The organism is Streptomyces sp. NPDC028722 (assembly GCF_040637655.1).
Lineage (GTDB): Bacteria > Actinomycetota > Actinomycetes > Streptomycetales > Streptomycetaceae > Streptomyces.
The window spans coordinates 37,146-56,960 of the sequence record NZ_JBEZWU010000029.1 but is presented as its reverse complement, the minus strand read 5'-3'; the positions used below and the strand labels follow the sequence as shown (position 1 = coordinate 56,960).

Here is a 19,815-nt window from a genome sequence, read left to right as displayed (position 1 = left end):
GCCGTCCGTGGCCGGCCGCGCGGTTCCTCGCGTCCCTCAGACCGGCAGGTCCGGCGGGGTCTTCGCCGGGGCCGACTCCAGGGCCGCCAGCGCGAGTCCGACGGCCGCGTCGAGCTGGGCGTCCCGGCCCTCCACCCAGTCCTGGGGGCGCTGGACCACCTCCACGTCGGGGTCCACGCCGTGGTTCTCCACGTCCCAGCCGGAACCCTCCAGCCACATCGCGTACTTCGGCTGGGTGATCAGGGTGCCGTCGACCAGGTGGTAGCGGCTGTCGATGCCGATGACACCGCCCCAGGTGCGGGTGCCGACGACCGGGCCGATACCGAGGGCCTTGACGGCCGCGTTGACGATGTCGCCGTCGGAGCCGGAGAACTCGTTGGCGACGGCGACGACCGGGCCGCGGGGCGCGTCCAGGGGATAGCTGGTGGGGCGCATGCCGCGCGCGAGGTCCCAGCCGATGACCCGGCGGGCCAGTTTCTCCACGACGAGCTGGGAGGTGTGGCCGCCGCGGTTCTCGCGGACGTCGACCACGAGGCCCTCGCGGGTGACCTCGACCCGCAGGTCGCGGTGGATCTGCGCCCAGCCCGGGGCCTGCATGTCGGGCACGTGGAGATAGCCGAGACGGCCGCCGGAGACCGCGTGGACGTGGGCGCGGCGGTCGGCGACCCAGGCGTGGTAGCGCAGGGGTTCCTCGTCGGCGACGGGGACCACGACCGGGTGGCGGGGTTCACCGCCGGCGGCCGGGGAGACGGTCAGCTCGACGGGGTGGCCGGCCGTGCCCACGAGCAGGGGGCCGGGGCCCCGCACCGGGTCGACGGGGTACCCGGCCACGGCGATGATCGCGTCCCCGGGGCGGACGGCGACACCGGGTGCGGCGAGCGGGGAGCGGGCGTCCGGGTCGGAGGTCTCCGCGGGCAGGATGCGGTCGACGCGCCAGCTGCCGTCCGCGTGGCGGGAGATGTCGGCGCCGAGCAGACCGTGCCGGGCGCCGCCGCCGGGGCCGCCGGCCGGGATGACGTAGGCGTGCGAGGTGCCGAGTTCGCCGTGCACCTCCCACAGCAGGTCGACCAGGTCGCTGTGGGTGGCGAGACGGGCGAGCAGCGGGCGGTAGCGGCCGAGGACGCCGTCCCAGTCGACGCCGCCGAGGTCGGGGCGCCAGAAGTGGTCGCGCATGAGGCGGCCGGTCTCGTCGTACATCTGCCGCCACTCGGCGGCCGGGTCGACGCTCTGCCGGACGCGGGCCAGGTCGACGGTGACGCTGGTGTCGCCGTCGTCGTCGGTGCCGGCGCGGCGGTCGCCGGGGACGACCCGCAGGCGGCCCTCGCTCCACAGCAGCACGCGCCGGCCGTCGCCGCTGACCTCGAAGTGGTCGGCCGGGGAGGCGAGGTGCTCCAGGCGGCGCTGGGCGAGGTCGTAGCGCTCCAGCTCGGTGTGCGGGTCGGCGTCCTCGGGGTGGGCGCGGGCGGCGCCGAGGACGCCCTGCACCGGGTGGCGCAGCCAGAGGACACCGTCCTTGGCGGCGCGCAGCGTGGAGTAGCGGCCGGCCTCGACCGGGAAGGGCACGATCCGGTCGGCGAGCCCCTCGAGGTCGATGCGGGTGGCGGGGGTGCCCTCGCCGTCGGGGGTCTCGTCCTTGTCCGGCGTCTCGAAGGAACGGCCGTGGCGCTGCGGGCCGAACGGCGAGGGCGTGGTGGCGGCCAGGGTGATCAGGTGCGGGCGGGCGCCGACCACGAACGCGAGATCGAAGACGTGCTCGTCGTAGACCGGGTCGAAGGCGCGGTTGGAGAGGAAGGCGAGGTGCCGGCCGTCGAGGGTGAAGGTGGGCGCGTAGTCCTGGAAGCGCAGCGGGGTCGCCTCGGTGACCGACAGGTCGGTGGTGTGGGCGAGGCGCAGCTGGGACAGCGGGCGGGGGCCGGGGTGGGCCCAGGCGAGCCAGGCGGAGTCCGGGGAGAAGGCGAGGCCGGAGACCTCACCGTCGTCGCTGCGGTCCACCTCGCGGACCTCGCCGGTCTCCCGTTCGACGAGCAGCAGCCGGCCGTCGTGCGCGGCGACGGCGGCCCGGCTGCCGTCGGGCGCCATGGCCAGCTCCAGGACCCGGCCGAGCTGCCCGGCGGCGAGCCGGCGGGGCGGGGCGCCGGGTACGGTGCCGGTCGCGGGAGCGAACTCCAGGGCGTCGTCGCCCTCGGCGTCCGTCACCCACACCACCCACTCCTCGCCCGCGGCGCGGAAGGCGCGCGGCATCCGGGCGCGGACGCCGGGGGTGGCGGCGAGGGCGCGGGCGGGTCCGGAGCGGTGGGTGACCCAGTGGACGCCGCCGCGCACGCACACGGCGCTGCCGCGCGCGGTGTGGTCGGGGGACGCCTCGCCGAACCAGCGGGCGGCGTTGACCGGGCGTGGCCGCAGGTCCGTCCGGGGTCCGCCCAGCCTCACGTCCAGGCGGCGCGGCTCGGCGCCCTCCAGGTCGTCCAGGAGCCAGAGTTCACCGGCCGAGCTGTAGACGACCCGGTCGCCGTCACCGGCCGCGTGCCGGGCGTAGAAGCCCCCGAGCGGGGTGTGCCGGCGCAGGTCGGAGCCGTCGGGGAGGGAGGAGTAGACGGCTCCGGTGCCCTCGTGGTCGGAGAGGAAGGCGATCCGGTCGCCGGCCCACACCGGGCACTCGATGTTCCCGGCGATGTCCTCGTGCAGCCGCACGAACTGGCCGTCGCCGTCGCGGTCGATCCACAGCTTCCCCGCCGTACCGCCCCGGTAGCGCTTCCAGTAGGCGGCCTCGCGGCCCATCGGCGCGGACAGCAGCACGGTGGCGGGCCCCTGCGCCAGGTCCCCGACCGGCCCGTACGGCAGTGTCTCGGCCGGTCCGCCGTCGAGCGGGACGGCGTGCGCCCAGGTGTGGCGGGAACTGTGCCGGCCCTGCGCGCCGAGCGCGAGCACCCGCCCGTCCGCCGTCCAGCCGCGCACCTCGGTACGGCGGTCACCCCAGTACGTCAGCCGCTCGGCGGGGCCGCCGTCGACCGGGGCGACGTGCACCTCGGGGGCGCCGTCCCGGGTGGACGTCCAGGCGAGGTGCGCACCGTCCGGGGATATCCGGGGCAGCGTCACCGGCCGGTTGTCGGCGCTGATCCGCCAGGCCCGGCCGCCGTCGAGCGGTGCGAGCCAGACGTCGTCCTCGGCGACGAAGGTCACCAAGTCGCCGTGCAGATGAGGGAATCGGAGGTAGGCGGCGGTTTCCGTCGTTCCCGTGGAGGCACCCTGAGTCACCCCGTCACTCTACGCAGCGACCGGTGTGCCCCGCTGCCGGTTCCGATCACTTGCCCTGCGCCGACCCGCAGGCGGCCTCGGTCCGGCACCACACGGTCCGGGTGACGGTGACGGTCACGGTGGGCTCCGGCCGTCCGACCGTGGGCGGGCGGTAGGTGGGTCCGGGCCCGGCGGCGCAGTCGCCGAGCCCGTCGACGTGGAAGACCTGTCTGCCGCCGGCCTTCGCGGTCAGGTCCCCGCGCACGCAGGCGCCGTCGACGGCCTTGGTCACCAGCCCGGTGACGACGATCTTCCGCCCGTCACCCGTCCGGCCCTGGCAGTCGACGGAGACGACGGTGGTCTCGCCCGGCCCGGGTGAGGCGCCGCGCGTGCGTTTGCCGCCCTCGGCACCGGTGCAGGTGAGCCAGGCGACGTCGACGTGCCGGTGTTGCAGCGCGGCGGTGGCCGTCCGGTCGGTGGTGTAGGCGACGGTCATGGAGCTGAGCCCGTCCGGCCGGCACGCCACCGCGGCAGCCGTCGCCAGCACGACGAGCCCCGCCGCGGCCATCGCCCGCGATCCGTTCCGCATCCGTCCGCATGCCCCCATACAGGGCAGCGTGCCACCGGCCCGGGCGGTGCGGTAGGCCGCATACGGCCACTCACCCGTCCGGAGCAGGGTCCGGATCCGGCACGCGCACGCGGCGGGCGCACCTGCCCCGGCCGTCGCCGTCAGCCGTCACCGTCAGCCGCGCAGCAGCAGCCACTCCTGGAGTTCGACGAGGTTGCCCTCCGGGTCCTTCAGGTACGCCACCCGCATGCGGTCGGTCAGCGGGGCCGGGCCGTGCAGCAGGGTCGCGCCGCGGGCGGTGATCCGCGCGCAGCACGCGTCGAGATCGTCCACGCGCAGCACGACCAGGGAGCGGTGACCGGTGGCGGTGCCGCCCAGCTCGGCCAGGACCTCGGCCATCATGGCGCGGTCCTGTAGCGCGATCCCGGCGGAGCCGGCGTGCGGGCCGAACTTCTCGTACGGGCCCCGCTCCGCGCCGGACTGCGGCGTGAGGCCCAGCACGTCGGCGTAGAAGCGGTAGCAGGCGGCGAAGTCGGTGACGAGCAGCCGGACCTGGGCGAGTTCCACGGTGCCTCCCGGTGGTCAGGACCAGCGGCCGGTGCGGCCCAGCAGCAGGGCCGCCGCGGCGGTGCCGGCGGTGGACGTGCGCAGCACGGTGGGACCGAGGACGTACGGCCGCGCGCCCGCCTCCGCGAACAGGGCCAGCTCCTCGGGGGAGACACCGCCCTCGGGACCGACGACCAGCACGATCTCGCCGACGGCGGGGAGCTCGGCGGTGGCGAGGCGTTCGTCGCCGCTCTCGTGGAGGACGGCGGCGAGGTCGGCGCGGGCGAGCAGCTCGGCCACCTGCCTCGTCGTCGCCGTGTCCCCGACCTCGGGGAAGCGGACCCGGCGGGACTGCTTGCCGGCCTCCCGGGCGGTGGCCCGCCACTTGCCGAGGGCCTTCAGACCGCGCTCGCCCTTCCACTGGGTGATGCAACGGGACGCCTGCCAGGGCACGATGGCGTCGACCCCGACCTCGGTCATCGTCTCCACGGCCAGTTCACCGCGGTCGCCCTTGGGCAGGGCCTGTACGACGGTGATCCGCGGGGCGGCCGGGGGCTCCTCGCGCACGGACTCCAGATCCGTGACCACCAGACGGTCCTTGCCCTCGGCGGCCTTGACGACGCCCTCGGCCCAGCGTCCGCGCCCGTCGGTGAGGACCACGTCCTCGCCGGTCCGCAGCCGCTTCACGGACACGGCGTGCCGCCCCTCGGGGCCGTCGAGCACGAACTCCGGCCCGGTCAGGTCGAGTTCGTCCACGATGAAGACGGGGGCGGTCATCGCGCGTCACCTCCGGACCGCGGCAGGTCGGACAACGCCGTCCTGGCCTCGGCGAGTTCGGCCGCCAGCACCTCCACCAGCTCCCCGGCCGGCAGCGCCCGGGCCAGCCGGTGTCCCTGGCCCGCCCAGAGCGCCATGCCCTGCGCGTCCCCGGCCTTGGCGGCGGCCTTGCGCAGCGGCGCCGTCATGTGGTGGACGTCCGGGTAGGCGGCGGGCGCGTACGGGCCGTGCTCGCGCAGGAAGCGGTTGACCAGGCCGCGGGCCGGCCGGCCGGAGAAGGCGCGGGTCAGCTCGGTGCGGGCGAACAGGGGGTTGGTCAGCGCCTGTTTGTGCAGGTCGTGCGCGCCGGACTCGGGGGTGGCAAGGAACGCGGTGCCCAGCTGGGCCGCGCTCGCACCGGCCGCGAGGACGGCGGCGATCTGTCTACCGCGCATGATGCCGCCGGCGGCCACGACCGGGACGCGGACCGTCTCGCGGATCTGCGTGACCAGGGAGAGCAGTCCGATGCCGGAGCCGTCGTTCTCCGGGAGGTCGCGGTGCGTGCCCTGGTGGCCGCCGGCCTCCACGCCCTGGGCGATCACCGCGTCCGCGCCGGCCCGTTCGACCGCGCGGGCCTCCTCCGCGGTGGTGGCGGTGACCAGGGTGAACGTGCCCGCCCGGCGGAACCGGTCGAGCACCTCGCGGCTCGGCACGCCGAAGTGGAAGGAGACGACCGGCACCGGGTTGTCGAGCAGCACGGCGAGTTTGGCCTCGTAGCCGTCGTCCCGGCCGCTGTCCGGGTCCCCCAGCTCGGTCTCGTACCAGGCGGCCTCACCGGCCAGCTGGTGGGCGTACACCTCGACGGCGCCGGACGAGGGCGCGGCGCCGGCCGGCGCGCTGATGCCGGTGGCCGCGCCGGGGTACTCCGGCTGCGGCATGAACACGTTCACGCCGAACGGCCGGCCCGTCAGTCCCCGCAGCTGCTTGATCTCCTGGTACATGCCGTCGGCGGTCTTGTACCCGGCGGCCAGGAACCCGAGTCCACCGGCCTCGGAGACGGCGGCGACGAGCTGGGGCACGGAGACGCCGCCCGCCATGGGGGCCTGCACGATCGGGTGGGGGAAGAGATCGGTCAGCGCGGAGGACATGACCGCATGGTGTCACGTCCCCCCGAACAAGACCGAATCCGGGCTTCCGCGGCATACCCCGGTGGCATAAGGAGTTTCGGGGGGCCGGCCTCCCCGAAACCCCGGCCCCTCGGCGACCGACTTCGACCACCTCGGGCCACCCGCCTCAGCGGCCGTCGAAAGCGTCCTTCAGCCGGGAGAACAGACCCTGCTGCCCGGGCTGACTGCGCCTGCCCGGGGGACGACCCCCGGACCCCCAGCCACCTTTCGGCCGCCTCCCCCGGACACCCGCCTCAGCGGCCGTTGAAAGCGTCCTTCAGCCGGGAGAACAGACCCTGCTGCCCGGGCTGGAACTGGCCCTGGGGGCGTTCCTCGCCGCGCAGCTTGGCCAGTTCGCGCAGGACGCGTTCCTGCTCGGGGTCGAGCTTGGTCGGGGTCATGACCTCGACGTGGACGATCAGGTCACCCCGGCCGCCGCCGCGCAGATGGGTCACGCCCCGGTCGTGCAGCGGGATCGACTGGCCGGACTGGGTGCCGGGCCGGATGTCGACCTCCTCCATGCCGTCCAGGGTCTCCAGCGGCACCTTCGTGCCGAGCGCCGCCGCCGTCATCGGGACGGTGACCGTGCAGTGCAGGTCGTCACCGCGCCGCTGGAACATCGGATGCGGCAGCTCGTGGATCTCGACGTACAGGTCACCGGCCGGGCCACCGCCGGGACCGACCTCGCCCTCACCGGCGAGCTGGATCCTGGTGCCGTTGTCGACACCGGCCGGGATCTTCACGGTGAGCGTGCGGCGCGAGCGGACGCGGCCGTCGCCGGCGCACTCCGGGCACGGGGTCGGCACCACCGTGCCGAAGCCCTGGCACTGGGGGCAGGGCCGGGAGGTCATGACCTGGCCCAGGAAGGACCGGGTGACCTGCGACACCTCGCCACGGCCGCGGCACATGTCACACGTCTGCGCGGACGTGCCCGGGGCCGCGCCCTCACCGTTGCAGGTGTTGCAGACGACCGCGGTGTCGACCTGGATGTCCTTGGTCGTCCCGAAGGCCGCCTCGTCCAGCTCGATCTCGATGCGGATCATCGCGTCCTGGCCGCGCCGGGTGCGCGAGCGCGGCCCGCGCTGCGACGCCGTACCGAAGAACGCGTCCATGATGTCGGAGAAGTTGCCGAAACCGCCGGCGCCGAAACCGCCCGCGCCGGCCCCGCCCGACTGGGAGAGCGGGTCGCCGCCGAGGTCGTAGACCTGCTTCTTCTGCGGGTCCGACAGCACCTCGTAGGCGGCGTTGATCTCCTTGAACCGCTCCTGGGTCTTCGGATCGGGGTTGACGTCCGGGTGCAGCTCGCGAGCGAGCCGACGGAACGCCTTCTTGATCTCATCCTGCGACGCGTCGCGGCGCACGCCGAGAACGGCGTAGTAGTCCGTGGCCACTTACGACTCCGCCAGGATCTGTCCGACGTACCGTGCCACTGCGCGTACCGCTCCCATCGTTCCCGGGTAGTCCATGCGGGTCGGTCCGACCACGCCGAGCTTGGCGACTGCCTCGCCGCCCGAACCGTAGCCCACCGACACGACGGAGGTGGAGTTGAGTCCTGCATGGGCGTTCTCGTGGCCGATGCGCACGGTCACGCCCGGGTCCTTCGCCTCGCCCAGGAGCTTGAGGAGCACGACCTGCTCCTCCAGGGCCTCCAGGACAGGCCGGATCGTGAGGGGGAAGTCGTGCCCGAAGCGGGTGAGATTGGCGGTACCGCCGATCATCAGCCGCTCCTCGTTCTCCTCGACGAGTGTCTCCAGAAGAGTGGAGAGCACCGTGGAGACCGTACCGCGGTCCTCGTGGTCGAACGCCTCCGGCAGGTCCTCGACCAGTTTCGGCACGTCCGCGAACCGGCGGCCCGCGACCCGGCTGTTCAGCCGCGCCCGCAGATCCGCCAGCGAGGCCTCGCCGAACGGCGCCGGGCAGTCGACCATCCGCTGCTCGACCCGGCCGGTGTCCGTGATCAGCACCAGCATCACCCGCGCGGGAGCCAGCGAGAGCAGCTCCACGTGCCGGACGGTGGACCGGGTCAGCGACGGGTACTGCACGACGGCGACCTGCCGGGTCAGCTGCGCCAGCAGCCGCACCGTGCGCGCCACGACGTCGTCCAGGTCGACGGCGCCCTCCAGGAAGTTCTGGATGGCCCGCCGCTCGGGTCCGGTCATCGGCTTCACACCGGCCAGCTTGTCCACGAACAGCCGGTAGCCCTTGTCGGTGGGGATGCGCCCCGCACTGGTGTGCGGCTGGGCGATGTATCCCTCGTCCTCCAGGGCCGCCATGTCGTTGCGGACGGTCGCCGGGGAGACGCCGAGGTTGTGCCGCTCGGTGAGCGCCTTGGAGCCCACCGGCTCCTCGGTGCCGACATAGTCCTGGACGATCGCGCGCAGCACCTGAAGCCTGCGTTCACTCAGCATCCGCGCGCACCTCCAGCACGTCGTCCCCTCGTCCGTTCGTCCGTCCGGGCCGGCCGCCTGGCACTCCGCCCGTGCGAGTGCCAGCCTTCCCCGGCCAAGTGTACGGCTGTCGGGTACGCACCGGGCAAGGCCGGCCCCGCCGTACCGGCCCGTAGCGCTAGCGTCGCCGGTATGACGGTGACTTGGGAAGACCTGGGCTGGGAACGGTTGGCCCCCGGGGTGGGGCGGTGCCGGCTGCCGGGCTGGGACTGCACGGCGGGCCTGGTCCTCGGCGTGGGCACGGCGCTGGTGGTGGACACGGGATCGAGCCCGGCGGAGGGGGCCCGGCTGCGGTCCCGGGCCGAGGCGCTGGCCGGCGGCCGTGTGACCCATCTCGCTCTCACCCATCCCCACTTCGACCACGTCTTCGGCGCCTCGGCGTTCGCCGGCGCCGAGACGTACGCGGCCGTGGGCACGGACGCGGTCCTGGTCCACGAGCGCGAGGAGCTGCGCCTGGACGCGCTCAGGAACGGCCTGCCGCCCGCCGACACCGACGAGGCGGTGGACGCGCTGGTCCCGCCCGGCCACCCGGTGTCCGGCGAGTGGACGCTCGACCTGGGCGGCGGCCGGCAGGCGCTGCTGGCGAACGTGGGCCCCGGCCACACCGCGCACGACCTCGCCGTGCTCGTCCCCGGTGATCCGGAGGTGGTGTTCTGCGGCGACCTCGTGGAGGAGTCCGGCGAGCCGCAGGCGGGGCCGGACGCGGTCCCCTCGCGCTGGCCGGACGCGCTGGACCGGCTGCTGGCGCTGGGCGGCGAGGACGCGCGGTACGTGCCGGGACACGGAGCGGTGGTGGACGCCGCCTTCGTCCGGCGTCAACGGGACGCGCTGGCCGCCCGATTCGGCGTGAGCTGAGCCGCTGCCCCGACCGGTTCCCGGCGTGTCGTGCGCGCCGCCGTGCGGCTTCTCCTATCGTCATCCGAATGCGCCAGTACTCCGCCGATCTGACCCCGTCGTGGAAGAAGCCGAAGCCCGTGCCGGAGGTGGCGGCCGAGCCGGGCCTGGTGGTCGAGGAGCCCGGCAGCGGGTTCTGCGGGGCGGTGATCCGCTGCGAGGCCGGCACGGTGACCCTGGAGGACCGCTTCGGCAAGCACCGGGTGTTCCCGCTCCAGCCGCGCGGCTTCCTGCTGGAGGGCCGCGCGGTGACGCTCGTACGGCCGCCGTCGGGGCCGGCACGCCCCACGCGCACGGCGTCCGGCTCGGTCGCCGTGCCGGACGCACGCGCGCGCGTGGCCCGCGCCGGCCGGATCTACGTCGAGGGCCGGCACGACGCCGAACTGGTCGAGAAGGTGTGGGGCGACGACCTGCGCGTCGAGGGCGTGGTGGTGGAGTACCTGGGGGGCGTGGACGACCTGCCGGCGATCGTCGCGGAGTTCGCGCCGGGCCCGGACGCCCGGCTGGGCGTGCTCGTGGACCACCTGGTGCCCGGCAGCAAGGAGTGGCGCATCGCACAGTCGGTGACCAGCGAGCACGCGCTCGTCGTCGGTCACCCGTACATCGACGTCTGGGAGGCGGTGAAGCCGTCCGCCGTGGGCATCCCGGCCTGGCCGGCGGTGCCGCGCGGCCAGGACTGGAAGACGGGGGTGTGCCGGGCGCTGGGCTGGCCGGAGAACACGGGCGCGGTGTGGCAGGGGATCCTGGCCCGGGTGCGGTCGTACAAGGACCTGGAGCCGGAACTGCTGGGCCGGGTCGAGGAACTGATCGACTTCGTGACCGCGCCCGCGTAGGGGGCGGGCGAGGCGCTGATCCACTCCGTGACCGCGTCCGCGTGACGGGGTCAGTCGACCAGGTCCCGCACGGGTCAGTCGACCAGGTCCCGCACCACCGCGTCCGCCAGCAGCCGCCCGCGCAGGGTCAGCGCGGCGCGCCCCTCCTCGTACGGCCCCGTCCGGAGCAGTCCGTCGGCCAGGGCCCGGCGTGCCGCCGCGAGCCCCTCCTCCCGGAGCAGGTCCAGCGGCACGCCCTCCCGCAGCCGCAGCTCCAGCAGGACGCGCTCGACCCTGCGGTCCTCGTCGGACAGCAGCTCCCGGCCCGCGCCCGGCGAGCGTCCCGACGCCAGCGCCGCCGCGTACGCGCCCGGGTGCTTCACGTTCCACCAGCGCACGCCGCCCACATGGCTGTGCGCGCCCGGTCCGGCGCCCCACCAGTCGGCGCCCCGCCAGTACAACTCGTTGTGCAGGCAGCGGGCCGCCGGGGAAGTGGCCCAGTTGGAGACCTCGTACCAGTCGAAGCCCGCCGCGCTCAGCATCTCCTCGGCGATCAGATAGCGGTCGGCGTGGACGTCGTCGTCCGTCATCGGGATCTCGCCCCGGCGGACCCGGCCGGCGAGCCTGGTGCCCTCCTCGACGATCAGCGCGTACGCGCTGACGTGGTCCGGGCCGGCGCCCAGGGCCGCCTCCAGCGAGGCCCGCCAGTCGTCGTCCGACTCCCCCGGGGTGCCGTAGATCAGGTCCAGGTTGACGTGCTCGAAGCCCGCCGCCCTGGCCTCCGCCACGCACGCCTCCGGACGGCCGGGGGTATGGGTGCGGTCGAGGATCCTCAGCACGTGCTGCCTGGCGCTCTGCATGCCGAAGGAGATCCGGTTGAAGCCGCCCTCCCGGAGGGTGGCGAGATACTCCGGGCCGACCGACTCCGGGTTCGCCTCCGTCGTGATCTCCGCGTCCGGCGCGAGACCGAACTCGTCGCGGACCGCGGCCAGCATCCGCACCAGGTCGTCGGCGCCCAGCAGGGTCGGCGTACCGCCGCCGACGAAGACCGTGCGGACCTCGCGCGGATCGTCGCCCAGCACCTTCCGGGCCAGCCGGATCTCGTCGGTCAGCGTCTCGGCGTAGTTGTCCCGGGAGGCGAGGACCCCGCCCGTGCCGCGCAGCTCGGTCGCGGTGTAGGTGTTGAAGTCGCAGTAGCCGCAGCGGGTCGCGCAGTACGGCACGTGGAGGTAGAAGCCGAGCGGCCGGTCACCGGCCCCGGCGAGCGCGTGCGCGGGCAGCGCACCGTCGGCGGGGACGGGCTCACCGTCGGGAAGTGCGGAAGGCATGTCCCCCATTGTCCCGCACGCGGCCGGGCACTCCGGCTGGACCGGACCCGGGCGGACGTACGAGGCGGGCGCTGTGCCAGGAGCGGGCGCGCGTGGGCGCTTCGGCGGGGGCCGGTGGGGCGGGCGCTTCGGCTGGGGCGGGTGGGGGCGGGCGCGTCGCCGGGCCGCCCGCGGGGCCGGGTGGGGGCGGGCAGCCGCCGCCGGGGCCCGGCGGCGGTTGTCCCTCCTGCGGTGGCCCTACTGCTCCCGCGTCCCCGCGTACATCTCGTCGATGAGGTGCCGGTACTCCCGCTCCACCACCGGACGCTTCAGCTTCAGGCTCGGCGTGATCTCGCCGTGCTCCACGTCGAGGTCGCGCGGCAGCAGCCGGAACTTCTTGATGGTCTGCCAGCGCTGGAGCCCGGTGTTGAGCTCCCGGACGTACCCGTCGACCATCTCCACCGTCTGCGGCGCGGCGACGATCTCCGCGTACGGCCTGCCCTCCAGGCCGTTGTCCTTCGCCCAGTCCTGGATCGCGAGTTCGTCCAGGGCGATGAGGGCGGTGCAGTAGTTCCGGTCGGCGCCGTGCACCAGGATGTTGGAGACGTACGGGCAGACCGCCTTGAACTGGCCCTCGACCTCGGCCGGCGCGACGTACTTGCCGCCGGAGGTCTTGATGAGGTCCTTCTTGCGGTCGGTGATGCGCAGATAGCCGTCGGGCGAGAGTTCACCGATGTCGCCGGTGTGGAACCAGCCGTCGGACTCCAGCACCTCGGCGGTCTTCCCGGGCTGCTGGTGGTAGCCCTCCATGACGCCGGGACCGCGCAGCAGGATCTCGCCGTCGTCGGCGATGCGCACCTCGGTGCCGGGCAGCGGCTTGCCGACCGTACCGGTGCGGTAGGCCTCACCGGGGTTGACGAAGGAGGCGGCGGACGTCTCCGTGAGGCCGTAGCCCTCAAGGATGTGGATGCCGGCGCCGGCGAAGAAGAACCCGATCTCCGGGGAGAGCGCGGAGGCGCCGGAGACACAGGCGCGCAGCCGGCCGCCGAAGGCCTCGCGGAGCTTGCCGTAGACGAGGGTGTCGGCGACCTTGTGCCGGGCGGCGAGGCCGAAGGGCACGGAGGCGGTGCCGGTGCGCCGGAAGTTGTCCTGGCTGGCCTTGGCGTACTCGCGGGCGACCTCGGCCGCCCACTGGAACACCTTGTACTTCGCCGCGCCGCCCTCGCGGGCCTTGGCCGCGACGCCGTTGTAGACCTTCTCGAAGATGCGCGGCACGGCCGCCATGTACGTCGGCCGCACCACCGGAAGATTCTCGATGATCTTGTCGACACGGCCGTCGACGGCGGTGACGTGCCCGACCTCGATCTGCCCGGACGTGAGCACCTTGCCGAAGACGTGCGCGAGCGGCAGCCACAGGTACTGCACGTCGTCGACGGTGACCAGGCCGGTCGACGCGATCGCCCGCGCCATGTACGCCCAGTTGTCGTGCGGCAGGCGCACGCCCTTGGGGCGGCCGGTGGTGCCGGAGGTGTAGATGAGGGTGGCGAGCTGGTCCCTGGTGATCGCGCCGACCCGCTCCTTGATCAGCTGCGGGTGCGCCTCCAGGTAGGCGTTGCCGCGCTCCTCCAGCTCGGCGAGGGTGGTCACCCAGTCGTTGGTCTCGACGCCGGCCGGGTCGACGACCACCACCTTGGTCAGCGCGGGCAGCTCGGCGCGCTTCTCCACGGCCTTGGCGAGCTGGGCCGCGTCCTCGGCGATCAGGATCCGGCTCTCGGAGTCCGACAGGATGAACGCGGACTCGTCGGCGTTGGTCTGCGGGTAGATCGTGGTGGTGGCGCCGCCGGCACACATGATGCCCAGGTCGGCGAGGATCCACTCGACGCGGGTGGAGGAGGCGAGCGCCACCCGCTGCTCGGGCTGGATGCCCAGCTCGATGAGGCCGGCCGCGATCGCGTGCACCCGGTCGGCCGCCTGGGCCCAGCTCAGCGACTTCCAGTCGTCGGGGCCCTGGCCGGAGGCCGCCGGTACGGGGTAGCGGTAGGCCTCCGCGTCCGGTGTGGCCGCGACGCGCTCCAGGAAGAGGGCCGCCACGGAGGGCGGACGGGTCTCGATCAGGGTCTGTGTGTCGCTCACGACATCCTCCGGGGGCCCGCGACGGTGCGGCGAACTCGGTGCGGCTGGGTTAACTCACGGTGGGGGTTCGGGTTGCTTGTTTAACTCGCGAGTAACTATCGAGCAGGGATCAGAGTAAGGGGCGACCGGCCGCTGCGTAAGGGGCATCGGCCTGTCACTTTCCCCTCATCGTGACGCCGCGCACGCGCAGGGGCCCGCCGCGCTTTCGCACGGCGAGCCCCCAAGTGCCCGGTTTACGGACGTAACCCGCTGTTACCTCTGGTTACTTCTTGCCCTTGACCGACCCCGCACTGTCATCGCTGGACAGGACGGCGATGAAGGCTTCCTGCGGAACCTCCACGGAACCCACCATCTTCATCCGCTTCTTGCCTTCCTTCTGCTTCTCCAGCAGCTTCCGCTTCCGGGAGATGTCACCGCCGTAGCACTTGGCGAGGACGTCCTTGCGGATGGCGCGGATGGTCTCGCGGGCGATGACCCGGGAGCCGATGGCGGCCTGCACCGGCACCTCGAAGTTCTGCCGCGGGATCAGCTCCTTGAGCTTGGCGACGAGCCGCACGCCGTACGCGTACGCCTGGTCCTTGTGGGTGATCGCCGAGAACGCGTCCACCTTGTCGCCGTGCAGCAGGATGTCGACCTTGACCAGCGAGCTGCTCTGCTCGCCCGTGGGCTCGTAGTCCAGCGAGGCGTAACCGCGCGTCTTGGACTTCAGCTGGTCGAAGAAGTCGAAGACGATCTCCGCGAGCGGGAGGGTGTAGCGGATCTCGACGCGGTCCTCGGAGAGGTAGTCCATGCCGAGCAGGGTGCCGCGCCGGGTCTGGCACAGCTCCATGATCGCACCGATGAACTCCGTGGGCGCGAGGATCGTGGCCCGCACGACCGGCTCGAAGACCTCATCGATCTTCCCCTCGGGGAACTCGCTGGGGTTGGTGACCGTGATCTCGCTGCCGTCCTCCAGGATCACGCGGTAGACCACGTTCGGGGCGGTGGCGATCAGGTCGAGGCCGAACTCGCGCTCCAGCCGCTCCCGGATCACGTCGAGGTGGAGCAGGCCGAGGAAGCCGACGCGGAAACCGAAGCCGAGGGCGGCGGAGGTCTCCGGCTCGTAGACCAGGGCCGCGTCGTTGAGCTGGAGCTTGTCCAGCGCCTCACGCAGCTCCGGGTAGTCCGAGCCGTCGAGCGGATACAGACCCGAGAAGACCATCGGCTTCGGGTCCTTGTAGCCGCCGAGCGCCTCGGTGGCGCCCTTGTGCTGGCTGGTGACGGTGTCACCGACCTTGGACTGGCGGACGTCCTTCACACCGGTGATCAGATAGCCCACCTCGCCGACGCCGAGGCCGTCCGCAGGCAGCATCTCGGGCGAGTTGGTGCCGATCTCCAGCAGCTCGTGGGTGGCGCCCGTCGACATCATCCTGATGCGCTCGCGCCGGTTGAGCTGACCGTCGATGACACGGACGTACGTCACGACACCGCGGTAGGAGTCGTAGACCGAGTCGAAGATCATCGCGCGGGCGGGCGCGTCGGCGACGCCGACCGGCGCCGGGATCTCCTTGACGACCTTGTTCAGCAGCACGTCCACGCCGAAGCCGGTCTTCGCGGAGACCTTCAGCACGTCGTCCGGGTCACAGCCGACCAGGTTCGCCAGCTCCTCGGCGAACTTCTCCGGCTGCGCGGCCGGCAGGTCGATCTTGTTCAGCACCGGGATGATCGTGAGGTCGTTCTCCATCGCCAGGTAGAGGTTGGCGAGGGTCTGCGCCTCGATGCCCTGGGCGGCGTCGACGAGGAGGACGGTGCCCTCGCAGGCGGCCAGCGACCGCGAGACCTCGTACGTGAAGTCGACGTGCCCCGGGGTGTCGATCATGTTGAGGATGTGCGTCGTGCCCTGGTCGGGGCCCTCGGTCGGGGCCCAGGGCAGACGCACCGCCTGGGACTTGATCGTGATACCGCGCTCGCGCTCGATGTCCATCCGGTCGAGGTACTGAGCACGCATCTGCCGCTGCTCGACCACACCGGTCAGCTGGAGCATCCGGTCGGCGAGCGTGGACTTGCCGTGGTCGATGTGCGCGATGATGCAGAAGTTGCGGATCTGAGCCGGGTCGGTACGGCTCGGCTCGGGCGCATGGTTAGGGGTCGCGGGCACGCAGGGTCCTGTCTCTTGAGGCGCCTTATGCCTCGGGTCGGATCGATACGTAGTCTCCATGGTCCCACGGGGAGGGACCGGGGGCCGTTTTGGGCCGCCCGGAGGGCCACTGGTACTGTAGACGGCTGTGCCTCATGCCCTCTCAGCGCGAGGCGCGACAGACAAGTTTGGATCACCGGAGCGGGACCCTCACGGCCCCGCTCCTGAACCTGAAAAGGCTCCTTCGTGGCGAACATCAAGTCCCAGATCAAGCGGATCAAGACCAACGAGAAGGCCCGGCTGCGCAACAAGGCCGTCAAGTCTTCCCTGAAGACCGCGGTCCGCAAGGCTCGCGAGGCCGCTGCCGCGGGTGACGTCGAGAAGGCCACCGAGCTCCAGCGCGCTGCCGCGCGTGCGCTCGACAAGGCCGTCTCGAAGGGCGTCATCCACAAGAACCAGGCCGCCAACAAGAAGTCGGCGCTCGCTTCCAAGGTCACGGCCCTCAAGGGCTGAACCCCCTCTCTGATCTGACCGCCGGAAGGACCCAGAGCGGGCCCTCTCTCTCCGCTCCCGTCCGGCACCCCGAGCCTGTACGCGGCCTGCGTTCGCCACGCGGGTACGGGCTCACACAGCTTGGTACCCAGGCCCCGGCCCCCGCCCTTCCCCAGGGCGGACGCCGGGGCCTTCGGCATGTGCATTTCCTACCGGAACGGTGGTCGGAGCCGAGGGTCCGAGGCGGTGGTCGGAGCCGGGGGTCCGAGGCGGTGGTCGGACCGTGGTCGGAGCCGGTGGGCGGAGCCGGGGGTCCGGGGCGGTGGGCGGAGCCGTGGTCGGAGCCGGTGGGAGGTAAATGCGTCGACAGCGCCCCTCCACAACCGGCAGAGTGACCGCCCGTGACCAGCAGCGAGCTGTGGACCCGTGCGACCGCCGACCGCTACGACGCCGAGGAGACCGAGATGTCCTCGGCCTCTGTTCTCGAACCGACTCTCGCCTTCCTCACCGAGCTGGCCGGAGACGGCCGGGCACTGGAGTTCGCCATCGGAACCGGCCGGGTGGGCGTCCCGCTCCGGGAACGCGGCGTGCCGGTGGCGGGCATCGAACTGTCCGAGCACATGGCCGCGGTCCTGCGGCGCAAGATCGACGAGGACACGCTCCCGGTGGCCATCGGGGACATGGCCACGACCGTCGTCCCCGGCGAGTTCGCCCTGGTCTACCTCGTCTACAACACCATCACGAACCTGCTCACGCAGGACGAGCAGGTCGAGTGCTTCCGCAACGCCGCACGTCATCTGCGGCCCGGCGGCCGTTTCGTCATCGAGCTGGGCCTGCCGCCGCTGCGGCTCCTGCCGCCCGGTCAGGTCGCGGTGCCGTTCGACGTCTCCGAGCGGCATCTCGGCTTCGACACCTTCGACCTGGTCGAACAGATTCTCGTCTCGCACCACTTCACCCGTGACCGCGAGGACGGCCGCTACCGCCGCGGCACCTCCCGGCACCGGTACGCCTGGCCGGCCGAGCTCGATCTGATGGCACGTATCGCCGGGCTCGAACTGGAGCGTCGCGTCGCGGACTGGCACGGGACGCCGTTCACCCAGGACTCCACGAAGCACATCTCCGTGTGGCGCAAGCCGGTCTGAGGCCGGCCACCGGGCCGTCGGCACAAGCCGTTCGCTCCACGATCGGCGTGCGGTGTCCGGCCCGGAGGCCATGCCCGGTGCCCCGGCCGGCGAGGCGCTGCCGCCGGTGGAGGTGGCGGCGAGCGGGAGACCGGCGGCGTCAGTGATCAGGGGTTCAGATGATTCCGGACCCGACCGCCGGTTCTTGGCCCGGTTCCAGGCCGGCCCGGTCCGCGTCTGCTCAGCCCCGGCCCCTGGAGCGTGCCGCCCGGGCGATCGTCACGACCGCCTTCTCCAAGGCGTACTCCGGGTCGTCGCCGCCGCCCTTCACACCCGCGTCGGCCTCGGCGACCGCGCGCATCGCCAGCGCGACACCGTCGGGTGTCCATCCCCGCATCTGCTGCCGGACCCGGTCGATCTTCCACGGCGGCATCCCCAGCTCACGCGCCAGATCGGCCGGCCGTCCGCCGCGCGCGGAGGACAGCTTCCCGATCGCTCGCACACCCTGCGCCAGCGCACTGGTGATCAGCACCGGCGCCACTCCCGTCGCCAGCGACCACCTGAGCGCCTCCAGCGCCTCCGCCGTACGCCCTTCCACGGCCCGGTCGGCGACCGTGAAGCTGGAGGCCTCGGCCCGCCCGGTGTAGTACCGCCCGACGACCGTCTCGTCGATCGTGCCCTCCACGTCGGCCACCAGCTGCGACACCGCCGAGGCCAACTCCCTCAGGTCGCTCCCGATGGCGTCGCAGAGCGCCTGGCAGGCCTCCGGGGTGGCCGACCGCCCGGTCGAGCGGAACTCCCCCCGCACGAACGCCAGCCGGTCCGCCGGCTTGGTCATCTTCGGGCAGGCCACCTCACGCGCACCCGCCTTGCGCGCGGCGTCCAGCAGCCCCTTCCCCTTGGCGCCGCCGGCGTGCAACAGCACGAGGGTGATCTCCTCGGCGGGCGAACCGAGGTACGCCTTCACGTCCTTGACCGTGTCGGCGGACAGGTCCTGCGCATCGCGTACGACCACGACCTTGCGCTCGGCGAAGAGCGACGGGCTGGTCAGCTCGGCGAGGGTGCCGGGCTGTAGCTGGTCGGAGGTCAGGTCACGCACGTCCGTGTCGGCGTCGGCGGCCCTGGCGGCGGCCACCACCTCCCGCACGGCACGGTCGAGCAGGAGATCCTCCTGGCCCACGGCAAGGGTCACCGGGGCGAGAGGGGCGTCATTCGCAGTTTTCCTTGCCATCGCCCCAAGCATCCCACGGGCCACTGACACCGAACCGGCCCGAAGCCGACCGGCCCCGGCCCCGGCCCCCGGTCGGTCAGCGCGGCTCTCGGATGCCGTCGATGATGCGGGTCCAGTTGTCACCGCCGTGTCCGTCCGTGATCGCACGCCGATAGTGGGCCTGAACGGCCAGGGGGAGCGCGAGGTCGAGGCCGAGCGACGTGCTGGTCTCGACGATGTGGTCGGACGTCGCACCCATCATGGTGACCGTACTGAGGTCACCGGGATGCTCCCCGGCGTCCAGCGCGGCGCCGGGGTTCTCTTCGCCGGCCCTCAGGACGGCGCCGATCGAGTCGGCGGAGGAGAGCAGTTCCGGCAGCGCTTCCCCAGCCTTCATTCCCGCGGTGCCCAGCATCGCGGTGGCGTGCATCAGCCCGGACAGGGTGGTGAGGAACACCGCGAGCTGGGCTTGGTACATCATCTGGGCGAGACCCGGGTCCCTGCCCAGGTGCTTCGGTGTTCCGAGCAGTGCCAACGTCGCCAGGTGGCTCTCCATCGACACAGTGGAGACCTCACTCATCTGAGCATCCACCCCACCCCGTGCGGGCGCGGCCCCGCTGAGGGCGAGGCAGCGGGCCACCGCGCTGATGAAGGGCTCAAGCGGCCCGATCGACACCGGAGTCGCCCACGGCGTCCGTCGTGCTCCCCGAGACACGACTCCCCGCGGACAGAGGCCGCCGCCCAGGTCACGGCTCCTCGCGCCAGCCCTCCCACTCCCCCGCGAACGCGTCCAGCTCGGCGGGATCGAGCCGCTCCTTCTCGTCGCGCAGGAGCAGCAGCCACTGGGCGTCCTCGGCGTCGTCCTCGCCGGCCAGGGCGTCCCGGACGAGTCGCGGTTCCTCGTCGGTGCCGAACCGTTCCCTGAGCGCCTCGGTCACCTCCTCCGCGGCGTCACGGTCGGGCAGCACCAGCACGTGTCTCACATCGCTCACGGACCCATTCTCCGGCACCGG

The 19,815-nt window shown here is 72.7% G+C and carries 16 protein-coding genes and 1 pseudogene; 4 read left to right on the top strand and 13 right to left on the bottom strand.

The genetic code is table 11. The features are described 5' to 3' along the window. Positions 1 to 36: 36 nt before the first annotated feature. The 7 genes from AB0F03_RS31765 to hrcA all read right to left on the bottom strand — a co-directional run bounded on the left by AB0F03_RS31765 (position 37) and on the right by hrcA (position 8,678). Positions 37 to 3,255: a PDZ domain-containing protein gene (locus tag AB0F03_RS31765; RefSeq protein ID WP_361998244.1), complete on the bottom strand. Its 3,219-nt coding sequence runs from the start codon at positions 3,253 to 3,255 to the stop codon at positions 37 to 39. Positions 3,256 to 3,301: 46 nt separating this feature from the next. Next, complete coding sequence (locus AB0F03_RS31760) at positions 3,302 to 3,802, bottom strand: hypothetical protein (protein WP_361998241.1); 501 nt, start codon at positions 3,800 to 3,802, stop codon at positions 3,302 to 3,304. Positions 3,803 to 3,976: 174 nt separating this feature from the next. Continuing rightward, entirely contained in the window at positions 3,977 to 4,369 is a 393-nt protein-coding gene (locus tag AB0F03_RS31755; RefSeq protein WP_361998238.1) for a VOC family protein, read from the bottom strand. A 15-nt stretch (positions 4,370 to 4,384) separates the two neighbouring features. Then, positions 4,385 to 5,125, bottom strand: coding sequence for a 16S rRNA (uracil(1498)-N(3))-methyltransferase (locus AB0F03_RS31750; RefSeq protein WP_361998236.1), 741 nt, complete (start codon positions 5,123 to 5,125; stop codon positions 4,385 to 4,387). Further along, positions 5,122 to 6,252, bottom strand: coding sequence for a nitronate monooxygenase (locus tag AB0F03_RS31745; RefSeq protein ID WP_361998233.1), 1,131 nt, complete (start codon positions 6,250 to 6,252; stop codon positions 5,122 to 5,124). The genes AB0F03_RS31750 and AB0F03_RS31745 overlap by 4 nt, the downstream gene beginning before the upstream one ends. Before the next feature lie 272 nt (positions 6,253 to 6,524). Then, complete coding sequence (gene dnaJ, locus AB0F03_RS31740) at positions 6,525 to 7,661, bottom strand: molecular chaperone DnaJ (protein WP_356816254.1); 1,137 nt, start codon at positions 7,659 to 7,661, stop codon at positions 6,525 to 6,527. Then, the gene (gene hrcA, locus AB0F03_RS31735; RefSeq protein ID WP_361998230.1) at positions 7,662 to 8,678 is read right to left on the bottom strand and encodes a heat-inducible transcriptional repressor HrcA; all 1,017 of its coding nucleotides are present in this window, start codon (positions 8,676 to 8,678) and stop codon (positions 7,662 to 7,664) included. It abuts the gene before it with no gap. A 171-nt stretch (positions 8,679 to 8,849) separates the two neighbouring features. Here hrcA and AB0F03_RS31730 point away from each other — a divergent pair, with 171 nt between their 5' ends. Both AB0F03_RS31730 and AB0F03_RS31725 read left to right on the top strand, forming a co-directional pair. Further along, a complete protein-coding gene (locus AB0F03_RS31730) occupies positions 8,850 to 9,572 on the top strand; it encodes an MBL fold metallo-hydrolase (RefSeq protein ID WP_361998228.1) in 723 nt (240 codons plus the stop codon). A gap of 68 nt (positions 9,573 to 9,640) precedes the next feature. Then, positions 9,641 to 10,444, top strand: a complete 804-nt coding sequence (locus tag AB0F03_RS31725) for a DUF3097 domain-containing protein (RefSeq protein WP_361998225.1) — start codon at positions 9,641 to 9,643, stop codon at positions 10,442 to 10,444. A gap of 74 nt (positions 10,445 to 10,518) precedes the next feature. Here AB0F03_RS31725 and hemW read toward each other — a convergent pair whose 3' ends face one another. The 3 genes from hemW to lepA all read right to left on the bottom strand — a co-directional run bounded on the left by hemW (position 10,519) and on the right by lepA (position 16,000). After that, entirely contained in the window at positions 10,519 to 11,751 is a 1,233-nt protein-coding gene (gene hemW, locus AB0F03_RS31720) for a radical SAM family heme chaperone HemW (protein WP_361998222.1), read from the bottom strand. A 237-nt stretch (positions 11,752 to 11,988) separates the two neighbouring features. Continuing rightward, the gene (locus tag AB0F03_RS31715) at positions 11,989 to 13,863 is read right to left on the bottom strand and encodes a long-chain fatty acid--CoA ligase (RefSeq protein WP_361998219.1); all 1,875 of its coding nucleotides are present in this window, start codon (positions 13,861 to 13,863) and stop codon (positions 11,989 to 11,991) included. A gap of 262 nt (positions 13,864 to 14,125) precedes the next feature. Then, complete coding sequence (gene lepA / locus AB0F03_RS31710) at positions 14,126 to 16,000, bottom strand: translation elongation factor 4 (protein WP_361998216.1); 1,875 nt, start codon at positions 15,998 to 16,000, stop codon at positions 14,126 to 14,128. 225 nt (positions 16,001 to 16,225) lie between these two features. On the opposite strand from lepA, the gene rpsT reads away from it, so the two are divergent. Then, positions 16,226 to 16,492 carry a 30S ribosomal protein S20 gene (rpsT, locus tag AB0F03_RS31705; protein WP_361998213.1) on the top strand — a complete coding sequence of 89 codons (267 nt, stop codon included), beginning with the start codon at positions 16,226 to 16,228 and terminating at the stop codon, positions 16,490 to 16,492. 380 nt (positions 16,493 to 16,872) lie between these two features. After that, positions 16,873 to 17,613, top strand: a complete 741-nt coding sequence (locus tag AB0F03_RS31700) for a class I SAM-dependent methyltransferase (protein WP_361998211.1) — start codon at positions 16,873 to 16,875, stop codon at positions 17,611 to 17,613. Positions 17,614 to 17,833: 220 nt separating this feature from the next. Here AB0F03_RS31700 and holA read toward each other — a convergent pair whose 3' ends face one another. The 3 genes and pseudogenes from holA to AB0F03_RS31685 all read right to left on the bottom strand — a co-directional run bounded on the left by holA (position 17,834) and on the right by AB0F03_RS31685 (position 19,794). Continuing rightward, on the bottom strand, positions 17,834 to 18,823 hold the full coding sequence (gene holA, locus AB0F03_RS31695) for a DNA polymerase III subunit delta (RefSeq protein ID WP_361998208.1): 990 nt from the start codon (positions 18,821 to 18,823) through the stop codon (positions 17,834 to 17,836). Between the two features lie 76 nt (positions 18,824 to 18,899). Then, positions 18,900 to 19,349: pseudogene (locus AB0F03_RS31690) on the bottom strand (NAD(P)-dependent oxidoreductase); the annotation flags it as partial. 199 nt (positions 19,350 to 19,548) lie between these two features. Further along, entirely contained in the window at positions 19,549 to 19,794 is a 246-nt protein-coding gene (locus tag AB0F03_RS31685) for a hypothetical protein (RefSeq protein ID WP_361998205.1), read from the bottom strand. Positions 19,795 to 19,815 lie beyond the last annotated feature (21 nt).